The sequence below is a fragment of the Deltaproteobacteria bacterium genome (assembly GCA_029860075.1).
Classification (GTDB): domain Bacteria; phylum Desulfobacterota; class JADFVX01; order JADFVX01; family JADFVX01; genus JAOUBX01.
In genome coordinates this window covers 1-24,539 of the sequence record JAOUBX010000009.1, presented here as the reverse complement: position 1 = coordinate 24,539, position 24,539 = coordinate 1, and the positions used below count along the sequence as shown (strand labels likewise).

At 43.9% G+C, this 24,539-nt stretch carries 24 protein-coding genes and 1 tRNA gene; 9 read left to right on the top strand and 16 right to left on the bottom strand.

What is annotated here, in order from left to right:
- Nucleotides 1–264 precede the first annotated feature (264 nt).
- The 6 genes from OEV42_04475 (at nt 265) to OEV42_04450 (ending at nt 8,603) form a co-directional block, all read left to right on the top strand.
- Entirely contained in the window at nt 265–660 is a 396-nt protein-coding gene (locus OEV42_04475; GenBank protein MDH3973517.1) for a hypothetical protein, read from the top strand.
- Entirely contained in the window at nt 657–2,003 is a 1,347-nt protein-coding gene (locus OEV42_04470) for a B12-binding domain-containing radical SAM protein (GenBank protein ID MDH3973516.1), read from the top strand. Before OEV42_04475 ends, OEV42_04470 begins: the two co-directional genes overlap by 4 nt.
- A complete protein-coding gene (locus tag OEV42_04465; protein ID MDH3973515.1) occupies nt 2,000–5,449 on the top strand; it encodes an acyl-[ACP]--phospholipid O-acyltransferase in 3,450 nt (1,149 codons plus the stop codon). The genes OEV42_04470 and OEV42_04465 overlap by 4 nt, the downstream gene beginning before the upstream one ends.
- A complete protein-coding gene (locus OEV42_04460) occupies nt 5,446–6,084 on the top strand; it encodes a dual specificity protein phosphatase family protein (GenBank protein MDH3973514.1) in 639 nt (212 codons plus the stop codon). Before OEV42_04465 ends, OEV42_04460 begins: the two co-directional genes overlap by 4 nt.
- A gap of 10 nt (nt 6,085–6,094) precedes the next feature.
- Nucleotides 6,095–6,844, top strand: coding sequence for an alkaline phytoceramidase (locus tag OEV42_04455; protein ID MDH3973513.1), 750 nt, complete (start codon nt 6,095–6,097; stop codon nt 6,842–6,844).
- A 214-nt stretch (nt 6,845–7,058) separates the two neighbouring features.
- A complete protein-coding gene (locus tag OEV42_04450; protein MDH3973512.1) occupies nt 7,059–8,603 on the top strand; it encodes a YiiX/YebB-like N1pC/P60 family cysteine hydrolase in 1,545 nt (514 codons plus the stop codon).
- A gap of 39 nt (nt 8,604–8,642) precedes the next feature.
- Here the strand turns inward: OEV42_04450 and OEV42_04445 are convergent, their stop codons facing one another.
- The 4 genes from OEV42_04445 to OEV42_04430 are packed head-to-tail and all read right to left on the bottom strand — an operon-like array spanning nt 8,643 to nt 12,244.
- Nucleotides 8,643–10,052: a glycosyltransferase family 2 protein gene (locus OEV42_04445; GenBank protein ID MDH3973511.1), complete on the bottom strand. Its 1,410-nt coding sequence runs from the start codon at nt 10,050–10,052 to the stop codon at nt 8,643–8,645.
- Entirely contained in the window at nt 10,052–11,128 is a 1,077-nt protein-coding gene (locus tag OEV42_04440; protein MDH3973510.1) for a HEAT repeat domain-containing protein, read from the bottom strand. Before OEV42_04440 ends, OEV42_04445 begins: the two co-directional genes overlap by 1 nt.
- Nucleotides 11,085–11,855, bottom strand: coding sequence for a YaiO family outer membrane beta-barrel protein (locus OEV42_04435; GenBank protein ID MDH3973509.1), 771 nt, complete (start codon nt 11,853–11,855; stop codon nt 11,085–11,087). Before OEV42_04435 ends, OEV42_04440 begins: the two co-directional genes overlap by 44 nt.
- The gene (locus OEV42_04430; protein MDH3973508.1) at nt 11,852–12,244 is read right to left on the bottom strand and encodes a response regulator transcription factor; all 393 of its coding nucleotides are present in this window, start codon (nt 12,242–12,244) and stop codon (nt 11,852–11,854) included. Before OEV42_04430 ends, OEV42_04435 begins: the two co-directional genes overlap by 4 nt.
- A 133-nt stretch (nt 12,245–12,377) precedes the next feature.
- Here OEV42_04430 and OEV42_04425 point away from each other — a divergent pair, with 133 nt between their 5' ends.
- The 3 genes from OEV42_04425 (at nt 12,378) to OEV42_04415 (ending at nt 14,995) form a co-directional block, all read left to right on the top strand.
- The gene (locus OEV42_04425) at nt 12,378–13,676 is read left to right on the top strand and encodes a 1-acyl-sn-glycerol-3-phosphate acyltransferase (protein ID MDH3973507.1); all 1,299 of its coding nucleotides are present in this window, start codon (nt 12,378–12,380) and stop codon (nt 13,674–13,676) included.
- 115 nt (nt 13,677–13,791) lie between these two features.
- On the top strand, nt 13,792–14,721 hold the full coding sequence (locus tag OEV42_04420) for an alpha/beta hydrolase (protein MDH3973506.1): 930 nt from the start codon (nt 13,792–13,794) through the stop codon (nt 14,719–14,721).
- A 197-nt stretch (nt 14,722–14,918) separates the two neighbouring features.
- Nucleotides 14,919–14,995: transfer RNA gene (locus tag OEV42_04415), tRNA-Met, on the top strand.
- Between the two features lie 6 nt (nt 14,996–15,001).
- On the opposite strand, the gene OEV42_04410 is transcribed toward OEV42_04415, so the two are convergent.
- The 12 genes from OEV42_04410 to OEV42_04355 form a co-directional block, all read right to left on the bottom strand.
- Entirely contained in the window at nt 15,002–16,168 is a 1,167-nt protein-coding gene (locus OEV42_04410) for a site-specific integrase (GenBank protein ID MDH3973505.1), read from the bottom strand.
- Nucleotides 16,169–16,276: 108 nt separating this feature from the next.
- Entirely contained in the window at nt 16,277–16,717 is a 441-nt protein-coding gene (locus OEV42_04405) for a hypothetical protein (protein ID MDH3973504.1), read from the bottom strand.
- A gap of 29 nt (nt 16,718–16,746) precedes the next feature.
- On the bottom strand, nt 16,747–16,938 hold the full coding sequence (locus tag OEV42_04400; protein ID MDH3973503.1) for a helix-turn-helix transcriptional regulator: 192 nt from the start codon (nt 16,936–16,938) through the stop codon (nt 16,747–16,749).
- A gap of 115 nt (nt 16,939–17,053) precedes the next feature.
- Nucleotides 17,054–17,368: a helix-turn-helix domain-containing protein gene (locus OEV42_04395; GenBank protein MDH3973502.1), complete on the bottom strand. Its 315-nt coding sequence runs from the start codon at nt 17,366–17,368 to the stop codon at nt 17,054–17,056.
- A 744-nt stretch (nt 17,369–18,112) separates the two neighbouring features.
- Entirely contained in the window at nt 18,113–18,496 is a 384-nt protein-coding gene (locus tag OEV42_04390) for a hypothetical protein (GenBank protein ID MDH3973501.1), read from the bottom strand.
- Nucleotides 18,497–18,529: 33 nt separating this feature from the next.
- Entirely contained in the window at nt 18,530–18,796 is a 267-nt protein-coding gene (locus tag OEV42_04385) for a DUF5659 domain-containing protein (protein ID MDH3973500.1), read from the bottom strand.
- A gap of 111 nt (nt 18,797–18,907) precedes the next feature.
- The gene (locus tag OEV42_04380) at nt 18,908–19,654 is read right to left on the bottom strand and encodes a hypothetical protein (protein MDH3973499.1); all 747 of its coding nucleotides are present in this window, start codon (nt 19,652–19,654) and stop codon (nt 18,908–18,910) included.
- 92 nt (nt 19,655–19,746) lie between these two features.
- Nucleotides 19,747–20,142: a transcription factor IIS helical bundle-like domain-containing protein gene (locus OEV42_04375; protein MDH3973498.1), complete on the bottom strand. Its 396-nt coding sequence runs from the start codon at nt 20,140–20,142 to the stop codon at nt 19,747–19,749.
- 366 nt (nt 20,143–20,508) lie between these two features.
- Complete coding sequence (locus OEV42_04370) at nt 20,509–21,555, bottom strand: tyrosine-type recombinase/integrase (protein MDH3973497.1); 1,047 nt, start codon at nt 21,553–21,555, stop codon at nt 20,509–20,511.
- A gap of 2 nt (nt 21,556–21,557) precedes the next feature.
- A complete protein-coding gene (locus OEV42_04365; GenBank protein MDH3973496.1) occupies nt 21,558–21,878 on the bottom strand; it encodes a helix-turn-helix domain-containing protein in 321 nt (106 codons plus the stop codon).
- Nucleotides 21,879–21,888: 10 nt separating this feature from the next.
- Nucleotides 21,889–22,464 (bottom strand): hypothetical protein, encoded by a 576-nt coding sequence (locus OEV42_04360; protein MDH3973495.1) that lies wholly within the window; start codon nt 22,462–22,464, stop codon nt 21,889–21,891.
- Between the two features lie 27 nt (nt 22,465–22,491).
- Nucleotides 22,492–24,539: hypothetical protein (locus OEV42_04355; protein ID MDH3973494.1), on the bottom strand; the 2,048-nt coding region annotated here is incomplete at its 5' end.

The following is a 24,539-nucleotide window of genomic DNA, read 5'->3' as shown; positions in this document are numbered from 1 at the left end:
AGCTTTCACCCTCACCCCAGCCCTCTCCCATCAAGGGAGAGGGGGTAAAAGCAATACCGCGTTCATTTGAATATGGGCTCTATCTGTTCACCAAATGTACACCTCTTGTCAATCATTGTCAATTCACTTTGGGGATTTTATAGTGAGATTTTAACTGCAATTAGCTAAGTAGTTAATAATCAAAGCTTAATTTTGACCATGTCTGCCGGCACAGGAGATGCTCTATAAATTAGTCAAAGAGAAACTTTATCGGGAGGCAATGAAATGGGAGAGCTAAATATTACATTCGGATGGTTATGGATTAACGGAGGTATCATATCGGGCATGATCATGGGGCTTTGGTCTTTCGCCGGGCCCGTCAAGAGCCCGGCAGGATTAGAGGATTATTCATCCCTGCCCAGGCGCTTTGTTCGTCTCGGTCACGTGGCATTTATTGCTCTTTCCATTATTAATATTCTGTACGGCAGGGAGCTGGCCAATATCAATCTCTCTCCGGAGCTGATGCAGCTCGGTTCTTATACAATGATTTTTGCTGCCCTTGGTATGCCCCCTGGCTGCATGGCAGCGGCCTATAAGAATTCACTGAAATATTTTCTTGTCCTGCCTGCCACGTCATTTATGGTGGCCGCGTTAATTATGGCCTGGGGGGTGCTGCTATGAAAATCTGTTTTCTTGCAATGAGTGGGGTACGCGTTAAATCAAAGGAGCTTGCAGCGCTTGGTGTTACACTGCCAGGTTTTGTACGCAGGGGAAAGGTAATTTCATCTATGCCGAGCCTGGGACTTTTGACGCTCGCTGCCTGCACACCGAAAGATATGGAGATTGACTACCGGGAAATAGAAGAGGTATCACAGCTTGAAGGGATGGGAAAGTATGATCTCGTCGCCATATCTTCTTTTGCTGCCCAGATTTATGAGGCCTACAGGGTAGCCGATATTCTGAGAAGAGAAGGAACGACTGTCGTTATGGGGGGACTTCATGTCTCCTCTTTGCCCAAAGAGGCGAAGGAACATGCAGATGCCGTTATTATCGGTGAAGGTGAAGCAGTGTGGGAGCATGTCATTACCGATCTCAGGTCCGGAAAGCTGAAACCCTTTTACAGTTCCTTTGAAAAAGCACCCTTTGATCTTTCAAAGGCACCTCTTCCGCGTTTTGATTTGCTCGATATCGACAAATATAACAGGATTACAATACAGACCTCCAGGGGCTGCATACACAATTGTGAATTTTGCGCTTCCTCCAGGCTTATCAGTCCATGGTACAGGCAAAAGCCTGTAGAAAAAGTCATGGAAGAAGTTGACAGGATTGTCAAAAGGTGGGAACATCCTTTTATAGAATTTGCCGATGACAATAGCTTTGTAAATAAAAAATGGACGCAACATTTTTTAATGGCGCTTTCTAAAAGGAAGGTCCGCTGGTTTACAGAGACGGATATTTCTATCGCTGATAACGATGAAGCGCTCCACTTGCTCCGTGAAAGCGGCTGCCGCCAACTGCTCATCGGCTTTGAGAGTGTTTCTAAAAAAAGCCTTAATGGAATCGACAGCAGCAACTGGAAGCTTGCCGGAAGGGATAAATATCTTGAGGCCATCCATAAAATCCAGTCGAAAGGGATCTCGGTAAACGGTTGCTTCATAACCGGTCTCGATGGCGATGGGCCTCACGTTTTTGAAGAGATAAGGGACTTCATATTCGAGTCCAAACTCATCGAGGCCCAGGTAACGGTACTTACCCCCTTTCCGGGGACAAAACTATATGAGCGGCTTCGCCTGGAAGGACGCCTTTTAAAGGAAAAATACTGGGACAGCTGTACGCTTTTCGATGTCAACTTCAAACCGAAGAATATGTCCGTACATGATCTTGAAAAGGGTCTTCTCTGGTTGTTTCGTGAAATCTATAGTGAAGCGGCCTTTTCAAAGAGAAAAGGGCATTATATGAATCTCCTGAGAAATTTGAATGGCAGCGACGGCAATAAGATGATGAAAGGGGTAAAGGTATTATGAAATCGAGAGAAATCTTTCAGGGAAAAAGTTTTACGGGCCTGTTCATATCGCAGGCGACAGGGGCATTTAATGATAATGCGCTGCAAATGATCATTTTTGGAATCATCCTCACCATTATGCCCGCAGAGATGTATGACTCCTACCTTGCTCTTCTCGGGGCGCTGCTCATAGCGCCCTTTGTGCTTTTTTCTCCTCTGGCGGGCTGGTTTTCAGATCGTTATTCAAAGAGAAAGGTCTTAATTATTTTTAAAGGAACAGAGTTGTTCCTTCTTGGCATAGCCCTTGCCGCTTTATCTATGAAGAGCCTCTATAGCCTCTTTTTTCTCGTTTTTCTAATGGGAAGCCAGTCAACATTTTACAGCCCTTCCAAATACGGCATTTTAAAGGAAATCGTTGAGGAAAAAAGGCTTGGTCAGGCCAATGGAATTATTGATATGGGGACATTTCTGGCCATAATCGTCGGGATTGTGGGCGGATCATTTTTATTTAGCGCCTTCAGTTTAGCCGATGGGTATAGCGGCCTTGGAAAACCCATAATCATTCTCTCCCTCATTAGTATGACAGGCTTATTCTATACGTTAAGAGTCGACCATGTTCCTTCTTCTACCCGTGAAAACTTCAATGTTAAAGATTTTTTCCATAATCTCAGGGCGCTCAAAACCAATCGGACACTCAGGCTCACAGTGATAGGTATTTGCTATTTCTGGTTTCTTGCCGCGCTCTTCAAGATGCTGCTGCTGCTTTTTGCCACCCAGGAAATGGGACTAAGTAAAGTTTCCCAGGCGTCGCTGCTTCTGCTCTATCTCTGCGCAGGCATTTCAGCAGGCTCCCTTGTGGCGGCAAAGCTATCGAGATACCGCGTAGAACTGGGGCTTATTCCCGCCGGCTCCATTGGAATGGGCCTGACTTGTCTCGTTCTCCCTTCTATATCAGGAAATTACTTTTTTGTAATGATTGATATTGCCCTTCTCGGTTTTTTTGGAGGTTTGTTTCATGTCCCCCTCAACACCCTCCTCCAGATTGAAAGTGATGATAAAAACAGGGGACGTTTTATTGCCCTTACCAACTTCTTTTCAAATCTCGGCATGCTTATTTCCTCGGGCGCGCTTTATCTTCTTTCCCATTCATTCCAAATTTCTTCCGGCAATATCCTCTTTGTTTTGGGTCTCTTCAGCTTTGCCGTTTCAGCCTATGTTTTTTATCTTCTTCCCGAAGCTTTTTTCAGGCTATCCCTCGGATTCCTTACTCACACTATCTACAGGATAAAGACCGTCAACGTCGACGTCATTCCCGAAAAGGGCGCCGTGCTTCTCACACCTAACCACATGAGTTTTATCGACGGCCTGCTCCTGCAGTATGCCATTCCTCACAGAAAGGTGAGATTTGTCGTTTACAGGTCTTTTTTCGACAAGCCTGTTGTGGGCTGGTTTTTAAGGATGGCAGGATGCATTCCCCTGTCGGAAAAGGCGTCAAAAGATGCCATGGCGGAAGTAGTAAAATCACTCGAAGCGGGTGAAGTGGTCTGCATATTCCCTGAAGGCTCTATTACGCGCATCGGCTTTATGCTTCCCTTCAGGAAAGGCGTGGAGCTTATTCTCAAAAAGGCGCCTCAAGATACTGCCGTTATTCCCGTCTGTTTCGATAAATTATGGGGAAGCATTTTCTCTTTCAAGGGAGGAAGGTTTTTCAGGAAAATACCTGAACGTCTCCCTTATCCCGTAACGGTCCTTTTCGGTAAGGCTGAAGACGTGCATGTTAAAGCCTTTGACCTGAGGCAAAAAGTGTCGGAACTCGGCAGTGAGGCCTTTGCCGCCAGAGGGAAGGAGTACAGGACCCTCTCTGCACACTTTATCAGGACAGCCAGACGATTCATGTTCAGGAGTGCCCTGGCCGATACGAACAGCAAACCGCTCAGTTATTTTAAGCTCATGACGGCTTCTATCCTTTTGTCAAAAAAGATGCGGCGCCGATGTGGTGAAGGAGAGCTGATAGGGATCATGCTTCCCTCATCGGTGGCAGGGGTGCTGACCAATATAGCCGCCGGCTTTTCAGGAAATGTGGCCGTTAACCTCAACTTCAGGGCAGGCGATGACGCCATAGCAAAATATATTGAAAAGTGCCGCATGAAAACAATTATTACATCAAAGCTTTTTGTGAAAAAAGCAGCTATTAACAAGCTTGATCAGTTTGTCTACCTGGAAGACCTGATGAAGGAGGTCACTAAAGGAGACAAAGCAGGAACCATGCTTGCCGTTCTTCTCCTCCCCTCGATAGTACTGGAAAAGCTCTTTTGCCACAGCAGCGCTTCACCGGAAGACAGGGCGACGGTCATCTTTTCAAGTGGTTCGACAGGTGATCCCAAGGGGGTAGAGCTTAGTCATGCTAACGTCATATCCAACGGTGACATGGTAAACCAGGTGCTTCAATTCAGGCCTGATGACAGGATGCTCGGGTCACTTCCTTTTTTTCATTCCTTCGGCTATTCCATCACCTTCTGGCTGCCGCTCCTGAAGGGCGTATTTACAGCCTATGTGCCTGATCCCCTCGATGCTAAAAAGGTAGGAGAAATGGCGGAAAAATATAATGTATCCGTCATGCTGGGAACACCCACATTTTATAGCCTTTACACGAGGCGTTGCAGTGAAAAGCAATTCAAGAATATTCGTGTCGCCATTGCAGGGGCTGAAAAGCTTCGGCAAAGTGTGGCAGAAGCTTTTCATAAAAAGTTTGGATTCTCTATTGTCGAGGGGTACGGCGCCACGGAAATGTCGCCTGTTATTTCCTGCAATGCCCCTGACTTTAACGAAAAAGGGATTAAACAGAAGGGAACAAAGGCGGGCAGTGTAGGGTTGCCGCTGCCGGGGCTTTCAGCCAGGGTGGTTGACCCTGAAGATTACGACAGGGAGCTTGACTATAACAGTGAAGGAATGCTCCTAGTCAAAGGTCCTAACCTCATGAAGGGTTATCTCAATGATAAAGAAAGAACGGCCGGCGTCTTGCATGACGGCTGGTATGTTACAGGTGATATTGCAAAGATCGATGAAGAGGGATTTATTCATATAGTAGGAAGGCTGAGCCGTTTTTCAAAAATAGGGGGAGAGATGGTCCCACATGTACAGGTGGAAGAATCGATTAATAACATTCTTGGCTTTAGCGAGCCTCTCGTTGTCGTAACTGCCGTCAGTGACGAATCGAAGGGAGAAAAACTGGTTGTCCTTCACCTTCCTGAAGCGACGCCAAGTATCGATGCCAGGGGAGTTATGAACAAGCTCAAAGAGGAGGGATTTCCCAACCTCTGGATTCCAAAAGAGTTTTATGAAACCCCTGAATTCCCCATACTGGGATCTGGAAAGCTCGACCTCAAGGGGCTGGGTAACCTTGCGAAGGAACTGGCTCAAAAGGGAACTTCGGCAAAAAAGGGGCCCAAAAAGGAGACTGAAAAATGATGTTGCCGCAATTGATAAAGATCAATAAAAAAAGCAAATGGAGGAGCGGATTTCTTCTCTTTATTATAAGTGTTGCCTTCCTTTTGCCCGCAGCTTTCGCTCCCCCGGCCCCTGGAGAGAGGGCCAGACCTGAAAAATGGGCCCTTCCCATAAATGAGAAAGGCCTGCCCAATTTCCATAAAGTGTCCCGGCATCTCTACCGGGGGGCACAGCCTGAAAAGGAAGGCATCCCCATACTTAAAAAAATGGGGATAAAAACAATTGTCAATTTGCGAAATTTTCACTCTGATTTGGATGAAATAGGCGATGTGACCATCGGCTATGAAAGGATTCCCATGAATGCCTGGAGCCTTAATGAAGCCGATGTTATCGCCTTTTTGAAAATCGTTACCGATAAGAGCAAGACCCCTGTTTTTGTTCACTGCCTTCACGGCGCCGACAGAACGGGTATGATGAACGCCGTTTATCGCATGGCAGTACAGGGGTGGAGCAAAGAAGAGGCGCTAAAGGAAATGGTGGAGGGAGGCTATGGCTATCATGAAATATGGAAAAATATTCCCCGCTTTTTGGATAAACTGGATATTGAGACGATAAGAGAAAAGGCGGGGATTTCCAAATCAGCGGCTGCAGATTAAGGTAAGAATAATGAATAGCAAAGATATTTTTTTAATTATTTTCTCCTCTGTTCCTGTTGTCACCCTTTTTGTTCTTAAAAGGCCCATAGCACAAAATAATAACTACCATATTTTTGCCGATAATCGGAGGATTTTTGGCCTGCCCAATGGGATGGATGTTCTTTCAAACAGCGCTTTTATTTTTACAGGTCTCTCAGGGATTGCCGCTTTGCTCACAATCAATAACGGCGGCGGCCATATTACGGGGTTTACTTCTTATCTGACTTTCTTTATCGGCCTTTGCCTGACCGCTTTCGGTTCGGCCTGGTATCACGTAAAACCTGATAATAAAAGGCTCGTCTGGGACCGTATCCCCATGACCATTGCCTTTGCCGGCTTTTTTTGTTCAGTGCTGTCGGAGGTGGTGAGTGCCGCAGCAGGAAAATTTTTGCTTTTGCCCCTGCTTATGGTTGGTGTGGTAAGTGTTTTCTACTGGGCCTGGAGCGAAAAAAAGGGGCGAGGTGATCTCAGGCCTTACGTTATTGTCCAGTTTTTGCCTATGGTACTTGTTCCTGTCATACTTGTTTTTTACGATACCCATGCGGCTTACTGGCCCTATATTTTATGGCTTCTTCTTTTTTATGCACTTGCTAAAATGTTTGAGTATTTTGATGAACTTGTTTATTCATGGGGGAATGTCGTTAGTGGACATACGCTCAAACATCTTTTTGCGGCGGCGGGGACTTTGAGTATTGTGGAGATGCTAAGAAATAGCTTTTAAAACGCCAGGATTTCTCCCTTTGATTCGAAATGACAAGAGAGGGGTGAAGAGCTTTAACAAGGTTAATCATGCTGTCATTTCGACGAGGTACGAGGAGAAATCTTAAAAGCTGGATACTCGGAGGAGTCTATGCTTCATGCCAGAGGGAGCAGGTTCAAAGCAACAAGGGAAAAACAGGTTTGTAATGACATTACTTAATAAGGAGGCCTAATCCATGAAAACCCATCTCAAATACAGGGAAAGCTTATTTGCCGCCGCAGCCATTTTATTCCTCCTTACGGGCACTTCCCTGGCTGAACTTGCCAACAACTCTTTAGGAGCAAAGTCAACCCCGATTCCCGATGAATCCTGCCAGGGGCATATAGAGAGGCATCACAGTGGAAGCCCTTATCAAATCAGAGCATCCCTGAAAGAGGAATTTGCAGCCTACCTCCCCCTGGTAGAGCAATCTCTCGTTTACAGGGAGGAATCGATCCGGCTGGCGGCAAAACTGAAGGCAAAAATTGCCGCCCGCAAACCGCTCAACGGTGAGGACCTGGACACACTTAACAGGGGAACAATAGCCCATCTTGAGCTTAGAAAGAAGCTCTACCGGCTGGCAGAGGCCCATGAATGCTGGACCCGGTGGAAGAAGGAGGATTTCAGGGAAAAGGGGATCGGCAAAGCGGAACGCCTGGAAGGAGTCATGCTTTCCCTTTCAGCAGCCATGGTACTTTACGATAACTATCTGCTTGCCATTTCCATCTTCGATGAAGACGAAAAATTGCGCCGCTTTCTTAATGAACGCGACTCGGGCTACAACATAAATGCCGCTCAATTGGCAAAGATTACGATCAGTTACAACTCGGCCTATAACAGGCAGAGAGTCAGGTCCGGCATCTACTTTTACGAAAAAGAACTGGAAAAGGCGCCCCCTTCTTTTCTTGAAGATGAAGACAGGGCTTATCTAAATACACTCATTACCCAGAGCCCTTCCTACAATATGACAAAGGAGTTTTCTCCGCTTTATGTTCTTGGAAGAAAAGTCCGCTTTCTCTCAGCGATGACGACGGATACGCTCAATAGCCTCGGCAAGGACGGCGTTAATCTCTTCAGCATGATTTTCGGCAATACACTCGGTCTTATTGAGTCAAGAAAGGGCAAACTCTATGGCCGTTTTGATGTTCTGGAAAAGCTGGAGCAGGAACTAAGGGCCGGGGATATTTTGCTGGAAAAAACCCCTTTCCGCCTCACTGACAAATTTATCCCCGGTCACTGGGGACACGTGGCCATCTGGATTGGAACAGAGGAAGAGCTCAAAGCGCTCGGCATATGGGATCATGCTGTTGTTCAAAAATACCATGAACAAATCCAGTCGGGCCGCAGCGTGGTGGAGGCGCTCAGACCAGGCGTGGAAATGAATAGGCTTACCCGCTTTTTAAACATTGATGATATTGCTGTCATACGTGGAAAGGAAATGACGAAAAAGGAGAAGGGCGAGACAATCATAAGGGCCCTTCGCCAGGTCGGCAAGGAATATGACTTTAATTTTGATGTAGAGACGACGGACAAAATCGTCTGTTCCGAACTGGTTTATACCACCTTTACGGGAATAAAGTGGCCTACAGGGAAGACCCTTGGACGCATCACTATCAGCCCCGATAATGTGGCCTCCATAGTGATAAATGGCGGCCCCCTCAAGCTGGCGCTTTTATATCATGACGGAAAGCTGGTAAAAAAAGGACCGCTGCGGCAAATGGCCTCATTGATGACCCAATAAGCAGGGAGAAACCGTGAAAATCTCATCAGGTATTTCAGATTATCTGCTCCAGCTTGCTTTTCTTTTCATTTCACCCCATTTTTTTTCTTTTGAATAAAGCCACCTGAAAATTCCCTGAAGACGCCAGATTGTATTGAGCTGGCGGTATCCGAAATTTTCAATAAAGGCGGCTATGATAAGGATAATAATGTAAGCTCTTTCCTTGTAAATATTAAAAGACAGGGCCTCCAGGAGAAGCGCATTGATAGAAACGAAAAGTCCAAGGCCGACGGAAAGAATAAAAAAGGCGGCAGTGGCGTCAAGCGATATGAGTCCTGAAATATAGGCAACAATGATAAATAAATAGCCTGCAAACTCGATGACCGGACCAAACCACTCAAAGATGAGAAAAAAAGGAAAGGCCAGCCAGCCGACAGCCCCGCTTTTTACGCTAAAAAGAAGGTTTTTGTGCCGGTAGAGGCTGTCGGAAAGACCCTGCTGCCAGCGGACCCTTTGATTTTTCAGGGTCTTTAAATCTTCCGGCGCTTCCGTCCAGCATATGGGATCGGGCAAAAAAGTGATGCGATAGGGAATTTTTTCTTTGCGGTATTTGTTGTGAAGTCTGACGATGAGTTCCATATCTTCTCCTACCGTGTCCGTTCTGTATCCCCCCACGGCAATGACGGCCTCTTTCCGGAAAATACCAAAGGCGCCCGAAATAATGAGCAGGGCATTAATAAATGACCAGCCGAGACGCCCAAAAAGAAAGGCCCTCAGGTATTCCATAATCTGCACGAGAGAAAGAACGTTCGACGGAAGGCCGACTCTTGCGAGAAAGCCGTCGATTACTTCGCATCCGTTGGCAACGCGAATGGTCCCGCCTGTAGCAATAGTTCTTTTGTCTTCCATAAAGGGTTTAGCCGCCTGGTAAAGGCTATCGCGCTGGAGTATGGAGTCGGCGTCTATTCCGCAAAAAAGAGGAAACCGGGAATAGTTGATTCCACAGTTTAGTGCATCCGATTTACCACCGTTTATTTTGTCGACAACGATCAGGTTGGGATAATCGACGGTATGGTAAATGCTTTTGACCTGTTTTGTTTCGATCGCCACTCTGCAAACTTCCGGAAAAGGTATCAGTGAAAAAGACGCCATCAGTTTTGCAAGGGTCCCATCTTTCGAACCGTCATTTACGACAATGATCTCATATTCCGGATATTCAAGCTGCAAAAGGGAACGGATTGAGACGACAATCGTCGATTCTTCGTTATAGGCGGGCACAATGATCGTTACGGGAGGCTCGAAGCCTGTGTAATCATCAATCCTGACGTCAATATTTGAAAAACGCAGGTATCTTTTAAGAGAGATAAAAGAAGCCATATTAAGCAGAAAATAGCTTCCGCTATGGATGACAAAATAGAAAATGAAAAACCAATGCAACATGTAGGCGGCGCCTTGCAGATCTATCTGCATTAGCTTATCTCCGCCTTTGCAATCATCCGGTTCAACATGTCCCTGCCATAGCGGTCTTTGCACTGATTACTTATCGCTTTAAGTTCAGCTTGAGTGACAAAAGGAAACGACACAAGCGACCTGGCAGCGTGATACCTGACCCACCACTGCTTGTCGGAGAGAAGGGACGTAAGAACGTCCATATCCTCTTTTTCTCCGATTCGCCCCAACACTGCCGCTGCCTTTAGTCGAATGAGGGGGGAAGGGTGAGCGGTAAATCGCCTTACATCTTCTATCACTTCCGGATGTTTCAGGATATGCAGGCAGGCGGCAATGACCTCTTCAGGGGCCGATGGATTTAAATATTTTTTTACAATGCCCCTGATTGTTTCATTGAGGGCGATTGACGAGAGTTTGATAAGACGGGGCCTTGATTTGTCATCCGCTTTGAAGACGGCATCGGCAAGAGAAGATGAAAAATAGTTAGCATCCGTTTTTTTTAAAATGCATACAATCCTGGAGTCGGGCCAGTCATTTCTCAATCTGATGGAGTCGCTTATGGCCTGAACTGCCTCCCGGGGCCGGATTTGCACCATAGCTTCGGCTGCGGCAAGAGAAAGATGGTTGTTTTTATGGGATAGCATGCGGCATAAATCGTTCCATACGTAGGAATCCCTCAGGTTGCCAAGTGTCATAATGCCGACAAATTTTCTCTTCAGCGATCTTCCTCTAAGCATTTTTATAGCATCTTTATCAAGCCTTAAACGACGGAGCAAAAGATTCAGGTTTTCACGTGCATTCCCTTTCAGAAAACCGTGGTAATGGTTCCAGAGAATGAGAAAATCGGTTACATTGGCGCTTCCTAGCACAGGGAGGTTTTCCGGCGCTTTTTCCATTATCTCGGAAAAGATGGGGCGCCACTGCCGGGCAAGCTTTGCTTTTCTTTTCTCGCCCAGAGATCTTAGTCCGCTAATGAGAAGCACCTGGAATGAAAATAAAAGGGAGAGAAGCATAATGATCATGCCGCCTGCCAATGCCATTTTAATAAAAGGGTCAGAAGCGGTAGCGAAGGCCGGCAAGTAAACCATATCTGTCATAATGATTCCCCTGTTTATGGAATGTCGCGCTGTAGCTGATTCCCCAGCGCTCATCAAGCCAGTGACGCCCTGTAAAGGCAGCGCCCTTTACCCAGGTTGTAATAACCTTTGTGCCGTCGATATTTTCACTCTCCTCACCTGCCGACAATCTTATTCCTGTACTTGACTTCCTGCCATAATAACGGTCAAAAGCGACGGCATGACTAAATTCGGTGTCTCCTTTTTCTACCCTGGATGAATAAAGTGTATAGGCGAGACGATAAGCACTAAAATAGTGTTCAATACCGACGGAACCGAATGTTACATCCGATTTATCATAAAATCTTTTTCCCATGCTCATACCGGCAAGCCAGCCATTTGCCAGGATACTGCTCAAGCGGCCCGTCATTGATTTTTTGGGCAGCACCTCATGGGAAGAACTGCCTGAAGCTTCAAAAGCGACAGTATGCCTGTACCCAAGGGGCAGACTTATTATGCCGGCAAGTTCCCTGTCAGTCAGGGAAAAGCGTCTCGTCTGCCGCGCCTGAAGCAGCAGGAAGCGACGAACACTGTCACCTCTTTTTACTTCCAGGTACGTGCTTCTCCAGGGAGAGTGGTCTTTGGTGAGCTTTTCATAGACCGTTCCGGCTTCTATCTCTGTATAAGGTTTTTTTTCCGATGAAAACAAGGGGAGGGGAGAGGCGCAGATTAGCAGCAGAATCAAAAAACATAGGAGAGAGTGTTTCATTTTTCCATATATCTCCGGACCCTGGCAATCAGTTCAGCGGGGTTGAAGGGTTTGGTCATGTAATCATTAGCTCCCGCATCGAGTGCTCTTACAACATCGCGCTCCTGTGTTTTAGACGTGAGTATGATAACGGGAACGTTTTTCCAGTCCCTTTTGCTGCGAATCTTTTCTACAAGCTGGAAACCATTCCGGTAGGGCATCATAAGGTCGAGAATAATGATCTCGGGAGGAAGCATTGAATCGATGCAGCGGGCTGCCTGACGACCATCAGAGGCATAAATGACCTTAAAACCTTCCCGCTCCAGCACGTGCTTCACAAGGAAGGCAAGATCGTCATCGTCTTCTGCGATGAGGGCGCTTTTGGAGATGGAATCGTTTTTTGTGTTCATTTCCTGATATTTTATAATCATTTTAAGGGGATATGATAAAGCTAGCAGATGAAATGGGTAGAGTCAATTTGCTGTAAAAAATAATTTCATTGATAAGAGGGTAATACTATAATATAAATTTTACAGGATCCCCATGATGAAAGAAGCAAAATCGAACAATCTTGTTGCATCCGATGCGCGAAGCAGGCCGAAGCCTTTCACCTTTCGGCCACCCGGGCGTAATGGTGCCGTCATTGCCCTTATCAAGTTTTTCCTTCCTCTGCTGCTTCGCAAAATTCCCAAAGTTACGCAAATCGACATTAACGATGAGGGTCTTGTCCGGCTTGAATCGCTAAAGGGCAAACGCTGCATATTAACACCCAGCCATTCGGGAGGGTACGAGCCTTATCTCATTATGCATCTGTCAAAGCTGCTTCGCCAGGACTATAACTATCTGGCCGCCATGGAAGCCTTTGAGCGTTCCCCTCTTGTGGGCTGGATATTGCAGCGGCTGGGAGTCTACTCCATTATCCGCGGCACGGCAGACCGCCTCTCTTTCCAGATGACGAGAAAGCTTATTGCAGAGGGGAGGCGATGGCTTGTCATCTTTCCTGAAGGACAAACGTGCTGGCAAAACGATACGGTCATGCCCTTCCAGGAGGGGGTGACACAGCTTGCTTTCAAGGCCTGTGAAGAGGTGGTGAAAAAAGAGGATGATCCTTTGCTTTACTTTGTTCCCATCACCATCAAGTATATTTATATAAATGATATGCACGGAGAAATTGATGACTCATTAAGGAGGCTGGAAGGGCAGCTCTTTCACTCGTCTATTGATGGTATGCCCTCCCGATATGACAGGCTTCGGCGTATTGGCGAGGCCCTTCTATCGGCAAATGAGAAAAAATACGGTTTAAAACCTCATAGCGGGGATGATCTTGACAGTCGCATTCAGGCAATGAAAGAATTTATAATCTCCCGTACCGAAGCGGCCCTAAATATGAGTCCCAGGCCGGGTGATACCCTCCTTGACAGGATACGGGCCGCTTTTAATGCTGTAGACAGGATAGTCCATGTAGAGCCCCAAGGGGCGGATTATGAAAGGAAACTTCTCGAAGAGAACCAGCAAAAGGCGAGACAACTCTATGATGATCTCTGGCGAACCCTTGAGTTTGTCGCTATTTACGATGGTTATGTAAAAGAGACCTTTACCGTGGAGCGTTTTATGGACGTTCTTTTTCTGCTTGAAATGGAAGTCTTTGGCAGAAGAGAGCTCTGGGGCCCGCGAAAGGCCGTTGTCAGGATCGGAGAGCCCTTAAACTTGAAGGATTATTTTGAGAAATACGGTGAAGACAAAAGGGGGGCTGTGGGAGAGGTAACGGCGCTTCTCGAATCGGGAATAAAGGGGACCTTTGAGGCCATGGCAGGGATGGCGGCGCCGCTCAGGGATAGGTAAAGAGACAGCTTTGATGTTTTGTCATTTCGAGTACGCCCGAACGAAGTGACAAGTGCCCTTGGGGTGAAAGGAGAAACCTTTATCACGAAATGACAATATATTATTTACTCAAAGAATGGACCTGGTAAGCAGCGGTGACCTTTTTAAACGGGATTTAACCAAAACAAGAAAGCAGCCTGTGCCCCAAAAAATAGAAACCTGGAAAGAATTGCTGGAAAGGATTGAAGAACCTTCCACCATTGATCTCTATTATGAAGAAGAGGGCAGTGGAGAAGAGACGCTTCTCTTAATTCACGGTTTCGGGCAGAGCCTCTATACCTGGAGGCACCTTATGCCGCCGCTTTCAAAAAAATACCGCCTGATTCTTGTCGATCTCAAAGGCTTCGGCAAATCACCTAAACCGAAGGATGGCCGTTATACTCTTTATGAGCAAGTAAAGCTTGTCCTCCATTTGATCAAAAAACTCGATCTTTCGAGGCTCACCCTCATGGGGCACTCCTTTGGCGGCGGAGTTGCTCTCATTACAGCCCTCTATCTTACGCTCTTTGATAAAGGGAGGGTGGAAAGAACGGTGCTTATCGACAACCCTGCCTACGAGCAGAAATTGCCTCCCTTTGTCTCTATACTGAAAGTCCCTGTCATAAGCGATCTCGGCATGGCCCTCATTCCCGCAAAAATACAGATTCGTTCCCTTTTGAAGCTCTCCTACCTTCATGAATCGACTATTACCAATGACGCCGTTGCCGCTTATGCAAAACCCCTTTACACACCCGGCGGCAGGCAGGCCCTCATCAACACGGCAAGGCAGATGGTCCCTTCCGACCTGTCCGGGCTTTCAAAGAGGTATGAGAAGATCGATCTTCCCGTTCAGTTAATCTGGGGGGCTAAAGACGCAATCATTCCTGTCGGGATTGGACTTAAGCTGGAAAAGGCGTTGCCTCATGGGTGGATCAAGGTCTTTCCCGACTGCGGGCATGTTCCGCAGGAAGAAAAACCGGAAGAGACATTTGAGCTTATTGAGGCCTTTTTAAGCTCAAAGCATTGATTTTTTTCAGCATTGACAGGCCTATTGCATCTTAAGCAGGCCATAAGAAATAAAGGAAGCGGCATGACCTGCCTGAAACCCATCAGTCACACTTGAAAGGTAAAATGACAGGGCCTGTCTAAAAAAGGGGGAGGCCCCGGACCCCAAAACCACCTTGACATATGGAATAAAATAGCGTATCATCTCTTTTCACTTGTCGCGGGGTGGAGCAGTCTGGTAGCTCGTCGGGCTCATAACCCGAAGGTCGTTGGTTCGAATCCAGCCCCCGCTACCAATAACATCAAGGGTTTGCAACTACTGCAAGCCCTTTTTTATTGGCAGCTTCTAACGTTCTTCTAACACAATCCAACGAACTATCAGAATCCTCCACAAAACCCAGCGCACTATCAAGCTTCATTGCCTGTTCTTGATTGACTTCTTTGATAAGGTGTCCATACCTGTCAAGGGTAGTCTGAATTGAGGCATGGCCTACTTGATTCTGAATGTATTTAATATTCTGTCCTTCCTCAATCCTTAGTGCTACATTCGAGTGCCTTAGATCATGAAACCTAATCTTTCTGAGCCCAGCCCTTCTTAATGCTGGTAGATACTCCCTCTTTACTATTGAATCAGGATCAAAGGGCGTACCTTTAGAAGTGCAAAATACTAGATCATCTTCACTAAGCGGACATGCAAGCTTATGTCTCTTTAATGCACTTACTAGAGAGGGTGTTAGATCAATTCTTCTGACAGAAGACTTTGACTTAGGAGAGATTGACTTCTTTGAGGTATTACAAAAAGCACGTCTCACATGAATCTGTTTATGGTTCCAGTCTATATCACCCCATTGCAAGCCTATCAACTCCCCTCTTCTCATACCTGTTAGAACTGCTGTTAGAAAGAACGGTTTAAACTTGGTTGCTACATGATTAAGAAAGAGGTTAATTTCTTCCGGTGAAAAAATGTCCATTTCCTCTTTTTCAACTCTTGGCCGTTCTACACATTCAGCATAATTGATTTTCAGATATCCCCACAAGACAGCATGCTTGAACATTTTTTTTAAAGGCACTATTTCATTGATTACGGTCTTAGGTTTTACACTTTGAAGCCTCATTGCCACATACCTTTGAAGTCTGCCAGTATCAAGCTCTGATAGGTAATAATCACCCATTACCGGAATCATATGCTTATTGATAATGTCCTGATAGCTTTTGAAGGTAGAAGGCTTGGTTTTGGTCTTGGCATAGGAGTTTAGCCATAACTCGGCAAATTCGGCAAAGGTTGCTTTCTTTAGCTCCCTATACGTGCCGTTATGGACTTCTCCCATTAGCTCATTGAGTTTGATATCTGCCTCTTTCTTTGTTTGTCCGGCAGGCACCCATTTGAGCTTTTTCTTGCCTGTTTTGGGATCGGGTATCCTGAATACGATATAGTAGGATTTTCCCTTTTTTTGAATGCTTCCTCTCATACTGTTAGGCTCCTTTCTTCATACTGATTGTTTACTTTCTTGAAAAGGTTACTTAACTAGTTCACCTCCTTTCCTTGATTATTTGAAGTAAATGATATTGTCTTTGTGTTACTTTTTACCAAGGCTCTTCATTTCGAAGTTAGTTACATACATGCCTTGACATATTTTTGTGCCTAGAAATTTTTCATCAAGAATTCGATTTTCAATAACAGCTGCATGTTGAGCCGTATTAATAGCAATATATTCTGAGCCAGTTGACGTTGCTATATGCAAAAGAGGTGGAGAATCTAGAATGATATTATATTCATTTGAACGGCTCTTTTTTTGTGCCGTTGTAAATTGGAATGAACAAGTAAATTTGTCAGATTTTCGGTTGCAAGTCATTAGTACTGGATCAGCGTCAGAAACTATCAAGCTCTTATCAGATAAAACGAGATAACCTAAAGTCATTTTGCAATCCTCAAAATGAATAAGAAAGTCTGGTTCGTCTGCAATCACAAGATTTGTTAACAAAATAAACAATATTAAACTTATGGATACTGATTTCATTCCCACCTCCATTTTTTAATGATTAATGTTTACTTAAAGAACTCTTCCATTTTTACCCCAAGAGCGTCAGCCAATTTTTTTAACTGTGTTGCCTTTGGCTCCCTTCGGTCAATCTCATAGTTGCCTATAGTGGTTATATGAAGACCTGTCTTGTCTGCCAGTTGACTTTGAGAAAGCCCCTTGCTCTCTCTAATCTCTTTTAGATTCTTTCCTTTAAACATGATTTCCATATATTTATTTATAGACAATTGTCTATTGAAAGTCAAGGGGAATATGCTTTTGCCCTTCGGGTAAAGAACCCGATTCCTACTGTAATTAACCCTTATTTATAGGTAGTTATTGCTTACTTTCTAACTTCCTTCTAACGGAATTTGCCTGTTTTTTTATGCTTCCTTGCTCATACTCACATAGCCATTGATCAATTTTTGATTTCCTGAACCGCTTATACTTTCCTATTTTGAAACAGGGGATATTTTTATTTTCATATACCCACTGAGTGCCTACCTTGAGATATTTGGCTAGCCCTTCAACATCAAAGATCGTGTCATTGTCTGCATGGTTAGCTAATTGAGGCAATAAGGCATCAACTACCTCTTGAACTATTTCCTCTTTTAACTGATTGAGGTCAATATTTAATTCTGCCTTTATCATCCTTTAAACCTTAGGGGGGTACATGGGCCAAAACAAAACAACATCACTATAGATAATTGCCCTTTTCTGGGTACGTTATATTTTTTAAAAAATGGCTCAAAAACGGTTGTTTTTTCTTAAAAAAACATGAAAAAAACAATATAGAGTAAGCCAACTTATGACTTTATAACCTCTTGTTAAATAAAAGCTTTTTTTATAGTCATTACTGTTGGAATTAAACAAAAACTATGAAAATGGTGCTTTCTGCCTAAATAAATCAAAATTATTACCTCAACATCTACAAAGCAACCCTCGCTATTTATCAACAAATAAAATCCAGTCTAAAAAGCTTGAAACGATAGTTTTTAAGGATTTCACGGTAAACTTTTATAAGGGTGATACTGATATAAAGGGCAGCTTTTCTCTCCCCTGCAATCTACCCTAGAATCTTCTTGACCATTGCAGTAATAACAGTTTGCTAATATTGCCTCTTTTCTAGTAAGGCTTTTGCCTTCTTTCCATTTTCTAAATTCAAGTTGTCCTTTTATGATTCCCATGAGAGCAGATTCCTTTTTCTATGTTAAATTCGCTAAGTCATTCCTTAATTATTTTTGTATGTATATGGCTATATCTATAAAGGTGTTTAAAAAATAAAGTTGTAAAGTTAAGAAAAACATCCCTAACAGTTTAAAAATTAAAGTTATGATTCTGTAAATATGACTTTAGTGTTTAAATTTTAAAGTTATACAGCTTTAAAAAATAAACTTACTCTTGTTTTTTAAAACCTCCATAGTTCCATTTTTTAAGAGTTATAAGTTCAAAATCATCAGTGCCATAACGCTTCCACCTATCCGATAGACCAAAGATGTTGCATTGCTTCATCATACCGCCTTGCCTAACCATATCGATAAAGCCTTTTTCTACAAGTTCGACAAGGCACTTTCTCAACGTTGCGGATGAAAGCTGGCCATGCATTTCATTGTAAGTAAGGGAAAGGTTACGGTCGTTATTGCCGTTTCTTTTCCGCTTAAGTTGGATAAAGACTTTGATAGCATTTGCTGAAAGCTTCTGCCATGCAGGGCTATCAATCATTGGGTAGGAAATAGGCACAAACTGACCGCCTATTTTTTCTCTTTTACTTCTTCTCATACTCACAGAATCTTGCCCTTTGTTAGAATTAGATCATCTCAAATTGCCTGTTTGAGTAAATGCAAGAGCGCGTAAAGCCCGATAGTTTTCAAAAAGTTTTTTTGCTGAAGCTTCGCCTGTTTCGTTCAAAAATGAAGTAACCTTGCTTTCGGTATCTCTTTGCTTTTTAAAATGGAAGATAAGGCGTTTTGGGCCTTGCAGGGATGTTTCTTTTAATTCATGGCCGATAGTAAAAAGATAGACGGCAATGCCTAGATCAACGGTGGAATAGAGATTTGATTTGGTAAGATGTGATTTCATAATATCCCTCTCATACGTTATTTTGAAAACAAAAAAGCCAGAGCAATTTTTCACTCTGGCTAAATCATAAAATAGATATTCTAAAAAGTCAGGGGTGCGAAATATGATGTTTCATACCACTATCTTTTTAATTATTATTTCCAGTTTCTTTTTCATTGGGAATGCATCTTCTGGGAATTGTTTCAGGTAGTTTATTTTGCCTTCTTTGCTGTCCATATCGGGAAACTCTATTACGCCATTTTCACATAGAGTGCGGATTATCTTCTTCCACTTCCTTTTGTACCTATCCTTGATTGTTTCTTCTGAAATTTCTTTTAATTTGTGACCTGTTTTGTTCCAGTCAGGATTTTCTTCTAGCCGTCTTGCCGTCATATTGCAAGCTTCTTCAATAGTGAAGTTAAAGAAAGTATTTAGAACAAAAACATCAAGGCACAACATTTCATCACGCCTCTCTTCCTTATCTTTCTTATAAAGTGGTGCCTGGCCTTGACATGTATTTATTTCAAAAAGTTCATCAAGGCTTTTGGTCCCTCCAAGACTTATCCAGTCACTAATGACTTCCGACATAAAATTAAGTACCCACATTGGCGGATATATACCTTTTTTATGTGCCACACTAAATGCTTCAAAAGTATAGATAGGATTGTTTGTGTTTTTAAATGCCATTCCTAATTGAGACAGGTGATTTACTTCGTCGCTCGGATTTTCTATGTTTTCACGAGATATTCTAAAATGTGCGGGCCAGCCTTGCAATTCTTTTGGGGGCACCTCGATATCAGGGGGGTGTTTTGTGAAGTAAATGAGATCAGCTATGTTTTCGGGTAATTTCCAATTTTCCCATTCTTTCAGCTTTTTCATACTGGTTTCTATAGTGTACTGTTCAAAGTAAAATCCGTAGCTCTTTGGGTATTGCAAAATTGTTTATTAGAGTTTGGTTTGTACCACCAACCTCACTCTGACTTAGTAAGCTCTAACACCTTCCATCTTTGCAAAACTCGTCTTGCAAGTTTTCTCACTTTCCGATTAGGTTCTGATTTTCCCATTAGTTCAACGGCTTTAACTATGTTGGGAGGTGGGTTGTCAATGTGATTTAATAAGCTTAATGCAAACATTCGATCTCTGGCACTCCGTTTTGCAAGTGCTTTGCCGAGATAAGGAACCACTTCTTGCCTATAACCAAGGTTCCATAAATGCTTTATGGCACTCATACTCCCCCTATCCATCTGATGCATGAGGTCTTCAACATGAGCAGCTTGCTCTTCATGTGTCATTGGGGCTTTTTGAGTACTTGCACAAGCACTGAATAGCAGAACAATGGTGATTAAAATAAACTGGTAAGATTTCATCTTTGTATCTCCAAAATATAGAAAATAAGCTTTCTAAGCATAAACTATAAAAGAACTTTATCAATACAGGGACTGTACTGCAACTATATTTGAAAATGTATTACTTCCTGAAAATGATGACCTTCTAACATTCTTCTAACCGAATTACAAATAATAAGCCTAAAAAAAAAAAAAGGCCTTACCCTCAAAGCCTTTTAAGTCCTTGAAAGTAAAGCCTATTAATAGTGCTTGTTTATTTCTGTTTAGTCCTGTATTCGGCTCATAACCCGAAGGTCGTTGGTTCGAATCCAGCCCCCGCTACCAATAACATCAAGGGTTTACGGATTTCCGTGAACCCTTTTTTGTTGGAAAATACCTAAATTGTGCTCAAATTGTGCACATTTTGTGCTCACTCTTCTCGTAAACATCATCCAACATTTCAATGCCGCCCCTTAAGCTTTCGGTGTAGTGGTGGGCGTAGCGCTCAACCATCTGGATTGACCTCCACCTTCCAAGTTTCTGGACTGTGTATATGTCAACTCCGTTTTGGATGAGCCTGGTAGCGAAGGTGTGTCTTAGGTCATGGAACCTTAGCCTTTCAATGCCTGCCTTATCAATGGCTTCGTTGAAAGCTCTTCTAAGATTGCTGGCATCAAGCCTTGTTCCAGCTTCACTAAAGAACACAAGATTGTTTTTGATTGATCTTACCTTGTTTCTGGCGATTAAAACTTCCAAGGTTCTTGCATTGAGGGGGAGGGTGTCTCTGCCTCTGTTTTTCTGCTCATATATGGAAATGGTTTTTCTAAAGAGATTGACTCTCTTCCATTCAAGGTTAAGAATCTCGCTCATCCTTAAGCCTGTGTTAATGGCAAAGATGATAATCTCTTTTAGCCAATCAGCAGATACCTCAAGTAGAAGCTCTTCCTCTTCAAGAGAAAGCCATCGTTCAATGAAATTGTCTTCTCTCTCCTTAGATACAAGGCATACTGGGTTTGACTTGGCCCACTCCCACTCTTTCATTGCCATATTAAAGGCGTGCTTCATCAGTGAGAGTTCATGATTGACAGTCTTAGGAGACGCCCCCTCGCTTCTTCTCAACTCCTTATAAGCAGAGATGATCTTAGGAGTTATCTCTACCAGCTTATAATCACCAAAATAACTGTTCAGGTGATCAAACAGGCTCTTGTCTCTAACATAGGTTGTCTTTGCTTTCTTTGGAGAATACTCCTTGTAGTATTTATCAGAAAGCTCGCTGAAAGTCCTGTCAATGTTTGGGTCAATGTCTAACCATTTCCCCTCTGCAATTTGTGAAAGAACCTTGGCATGAATTTTCTCAGCCAACTTCTTTGATGAAGTCTCGCACGAACGGCGTATAAGTTCTCCGTTATGCCTAAACCTCATCCACCAAGTCCGGCCCCTTTTATAAAGTCCCATAATCACTCTCCTTTCTGTGACCGTGACTTAGACCTGGCTTCCCGTTGACAAGAATTATATCGCGTTTTATTAGTATCTGCAATGGCTTTTTTTATTATATTATCAATACTTACATCATTTAATGACTTGCTTCTTATCTGGATTTTAGGCTCGCTTTTCTCCCTGAAACCCTCCAACCACTCCTTAATTTCTACAGGCACAAAACGCAAAATCCCGTTAACCTTCAAGCAGGGAATCTTTCCAGACTCCGCCCAGGAATAGACAGTCTTGACCTTGCAGTTCAAAATCTCTGCAACCTGCTTTGGTGTGAGAAGCGAATCCATCAATACTCCTTTACTGCATTGACTCCCGATAACGTCTTATGACTTCGATGTGCATCCTTATTACTTTTTGGTAGTTGGCGGCAAGCAGGTATGGTGACATCATCTCTTCTCCGGGGATCATGTATTTTGCGTACTTGTTAAGGTATTGCTCTATAACTTCGCATTGGACTTCGAAGTCGAGCGGGCTTATGTGAGTGTCGATAACATATGAAATATGTTTTTCTATCGCGTCATTTTTTATCTCTTCAGCAAGAGCATCGATGAGAGCGATCATGCCCCCATGACGGCCTCGAATGGCGTTCTTTACCCCTTGGACGTAGCCTCCCTTGCTTTTCTCCATTATTTTTTTCACTTCATGGTGCGCCCTATTATTAGGCATATTTATGCTGATGTTGAACATTGCGCAAAAGTGATACCTGTAGTAATCGCAAAGGATTTTCATGCACTCCTTATAATCCTCGGGTATATAGACTTTTACAGTCCAGTTCTCCCGGATGATATTATGCAAGTACTCTATCTTTCGTCCTATGTAATCCGGGTGGAGCTGGTCGAGTATCTTATCAATCAAACTGCTTTGTCCTGACATGGTTAAAGTCCTCCTTTTCATATTGTTTTAGAATGAGTCGTAGAACCTCTTCTTTTTATCCGATACTTCCCTTTCTTTTTGCTTTTCTATTTTCGTGTAGTAGTGCTTTCTGCTGTACTCAATTATCTGCTCACGTACAGCATCTGACGAGCCTGTTACGGGCTTGAACGAATCAATTTTGATGATCTCTTTTCCAAGCCTTGCAACGGCCTCTCCCACACCAAGGCTTACCAGTTCTTCAGGCTTTACCCTGTTATCAAGCACCCTGGACAATCGCTTCGCATCATCAATGTTAATGCCAAAGGCCAAGAGGTTGTTTACGGAGAAGAACGCTTTTTGCGAATCCTCACTAAGCTGACCAGTATTCTGCAAAGCCAGATGAATACTGCAACCGTACTTTCTCGTTTCATTCAAGAATCCGTCATATATTTTTTCATTGAACCTGTAGCACTCATCAACAAAGATGTGACAGGGCCTCCTCTCCTCTGGCCTCATAGAGGCCCTATGAAAAGCCGCTTTTTGAATCTGAGATAAAAGCATGGTACCAAGCTGAAAAGAGATGTCAGCACCAAGAAGCCCCACAGGAAGCGAGGCGAGCAGGATGTGCCCCTCATTAAGAATCTTGCTCATATTCACCTTATTCTCTTTTTCTGATAGAATCATCCGGCTTCTTGAGTCTATTAAAAGGCTCGAGACCTTGCTGGTGACAGGAAAAAATGCTTCATCCCTGTAATTCTTAAACTCATCCTTGAAGAATCGAATAACTTCAGGGCTGTCAGATCTTTCAATAACCTCTCGCCTCATAGTCTCTCCACCAGGAGTCCTAGAGAGAAGCTCGGGTAAAGCAGAAAGGTTCTCACCTAATAAGAAGATCGCGTAATAAGACACGGTCAGAATGTGCGCTTGCCTCGGTCCCCATGAATCAAACAGGTTTTTTGAACTGTTCACATAATCGGACGTGAGACGTCCGATGTCTTTAATATCCTCAAGGTGGAAAGGATTGAACCCTATAGCGTATTCGTCATCAACAGGGTTGAAGTAGACAACCTTCTCTACTACGGTTGAAAGCTTCGGTGATGAGAGCAACTCCTCAATGAGGTCTCCGTGAGGGTCAAGGAGTACAGCCCCCTCACCCTTATCAACGTGATAGAAAAACTGATTTGTTATCGAGCTTGTCTTGCCCGAACCCGAACTTCCTATGCGAAGAGAGTTAAGATTATTTGATGATCCAGGAATGCAAATGACGGCCTTCTGAGTTCCTGCCGTGCCTATCGGAATTCCAGACCTAAGCACAACAGGAACAATTACTCCATCATCATAAACAACGGGGATATCAAGCGCTTTGACTTGCTCATCTGGCAAGTGAAAAAAGCATGAGGCAAGCTCTGACGAGTTCATCACCATGCCCGTCATATAAGACTCTCTACTAATTAACATCTCAATGAGTCTTTCTTTACTGATGGCTTTTGATAAAGTTTTAAGATCATGAAAACCAGCTCTTCTGCCTTGCGCCTGCAGCCCTCCAAGGAAAGGCTGCAACAACGAAGACTTGAGAGGAGAAGAAAAGAGCACTCTGGGTCTCACGGCAAAGAAGGGCTTTCTCAAATCCTTCATTTCTCTTTGAGATCTCCTCCCCGTTCTCAAAGCAGACTCTGCACTAATACAGCTTTTAATGCTCTTAGCCCAGTCCTGAGAGCAGGGCTCAAAGAGTAGCTGAAACACGGCAATACCATCCGAGGGAATCGCAGAGAATGCCTTAAGCAGGCTTGTCAAAGAAGGTATAGACAAGTCCTTGTAATCGAGCATCCTTTGATAATAGGGCTTTTCATATAAAAGCTCGAACAAGGAAAAACCATCAACAGAGGTATCTTTAATTCTCCCTAGCGGATCATCTGCCTTCTCAAGGCTAATCTTAGGACTGATGTTTTTAAGCACTCCTTCTATTGAAGAGGACGGGTGGCTTTTAGGGTATCCAAGAAAATACTCAATCCCTGACTCGCAACGTACTATCTCAAAAGAGAACAGGCCAAGGCATCCACCAAGACTGCAAAGAGCGCTATCAGTCTCTGCCCAAG

Excerpts from the sequence above, each read along its gene's own strand:
- OEV42_04475 (MDH3973517.1), top strand. The coding sequence starts at position 265 with ATGGGAGAGCTAAATATTACATTCGGATGGTTATGGATTAACGGAGGT.
- OEV42_04470 (MDH3973516.1), top strand. The coding sequence starts at position 657 with ATGAAAATCTGTTTTCTTGCAATGAGTGGGGTACGCGTTAAATCAAAG.
- OEV42_04465 (MDH3973515.1), top strand. The coding sequence starts at position 2,000 with ATGAAATCGAGAGAAATCTTTCAGGGAAAAAGTTTTACGGGCCTGTTC.
- OEV42_04460 (MDH3973514.1), top strand. The coding sequence starts at position 5,446 with ATGATGTTGCCGCAATTGATAAAGATCAATAAAAAAAGCAAATGGAGG.
- OEV42_04455 (MDH3973513.1), top strand. The coding sequence starts at position 6,095 with ATGAATAGCAAAGATATTTTTTTAATTATTTTCTCCTCTGTTCCTGTT.
- OEV42_04450 (MDH3973512.1), top strand. The coding sequence starts at position 7,059 with ATGAAAACCCATCTCAAATACAGGGAAAGCTTATTTGCCGCCGCAGCC.
- OEV42_04445 (MDH3973511.1), bottom strand. The coding sequence starts at position 10,052 with ATGCAGATAGATCTGCAAGGCGCCGCCTACATGTTGCATTGGTTTTTC.
- OEV42_04440 (MDH3973510.1), bottom strand. The coding sequence starts at position 11,128 with ATGACAGATATGGTTTACTTGCCGGCCTTCGCTACCGCTTCTGACCCT.
- OEV42_04435 (MDH3973509.1), bottom strand. The coding sequence starts at position 11,855 with ATGAAACACTCTCTCCTATGTTTTTTGATTCTGCTGCTAATCTGCGCC.
- OEV42_04430 (MDH3973508.1), bottom strand. The coding sequence starts at position 12,244 with ATGAACACAAAAAACGATTCCATCTCCAAAAGCGCCCTCATCGCAGAA.
- OEV42_04425 (MDH3973507.1), top strand. The coding sequence starts at position 12,378 with ATGATGAAAGAAGCAAAATCGAACAATCTTGTTGCATCCGATGCGCGA.
- OEV42_04420 (MDH3973506.1), top strand. The coding sequence starts at position 13,792 with ATGGACCTGGTAAGCAGCGGTGACCTTTTTAAACGGGATTTAACCAAA.
- OEV42_04410 (MDH3973505.1), bottom strand. The coding sequence starts at position 16,168 with ATGAGAGGAAGCATTCAAAAAAAGGGAAAATCCTACTATATCGTATTC.
- OEV42_04405 (MDH3973504.1), bottom strand. The coding sequence starts at position 16,717 with ATGAAATCAGTATCCATAAGTTTAATATTGTTTATTTTGTTAACAAAT.
- OEV42_04400 (MDH3973503.1), bottom strand. The coding sequence starts at position 16,938 with ATGTTTAAAGGAAAGAATCTAAAAGAGATTAGAGAGAGCAAGGGGCTT.
- OEV42_04395 (MDH3973502.1), bottom strand. The coding sequence starts at position 17,368 with ATGATAAAGGCAGAATTAAATATTGACCTCAATCAGTTAAAAGAGGAA.
- OEV42_04390 (MDH3973501.1), bottom strand. The coding sequence starts at position 18,496 with ATGAGAAGAAGTAAAAGAGAAAAAATAGGCGGTCAGTTTGTGCCTATT.
- OEV42_04385 (MDH3973500.1), bottom strand. The coding sequence starts at position 18,796 with ATGAAATCACATCTTACCAAATCAAATCTCTATTCCACCGTTGATCTA.
- OEV42_04380 (MDH3973499.1), bottom strand. The coding sequence starts at position 19,654 with ATGAAAAAGCTGAAAGAATGGGAAAATTGGAAATTACCCGAAAACATA.
- OEV42_04375 (MDH3973498.1), bottom strand. The coding sequence starts at position 20,142 with ATGAAATCTTACCAGTTTATTTTAATCACCATTGTTCTGCTATTCAGT.
- OEV42_04370 (MDH3973497.1), bottom strand. The coding sequence starts at position 21,555 with ATGGGACTTTATAAAAGGGGCCGGACTTGGTGGATGAGGTTTAGGCAT.
- OEV42_04365 (MDH3973496.1), bottom strand. The coding sequence starts at position 21,878 with ATGGATTCGCTTCTCACACCAAAGCAGGTTGCAGAGATTTTGAACTGC.
- OEV42_04360 (MDH3973495.1), bottom strand. The coding sequence starts at position 22,464 with ATGTCAGGACAAAGCAGTTTGATTGATAAGATACTCGACCAGCTCCAC.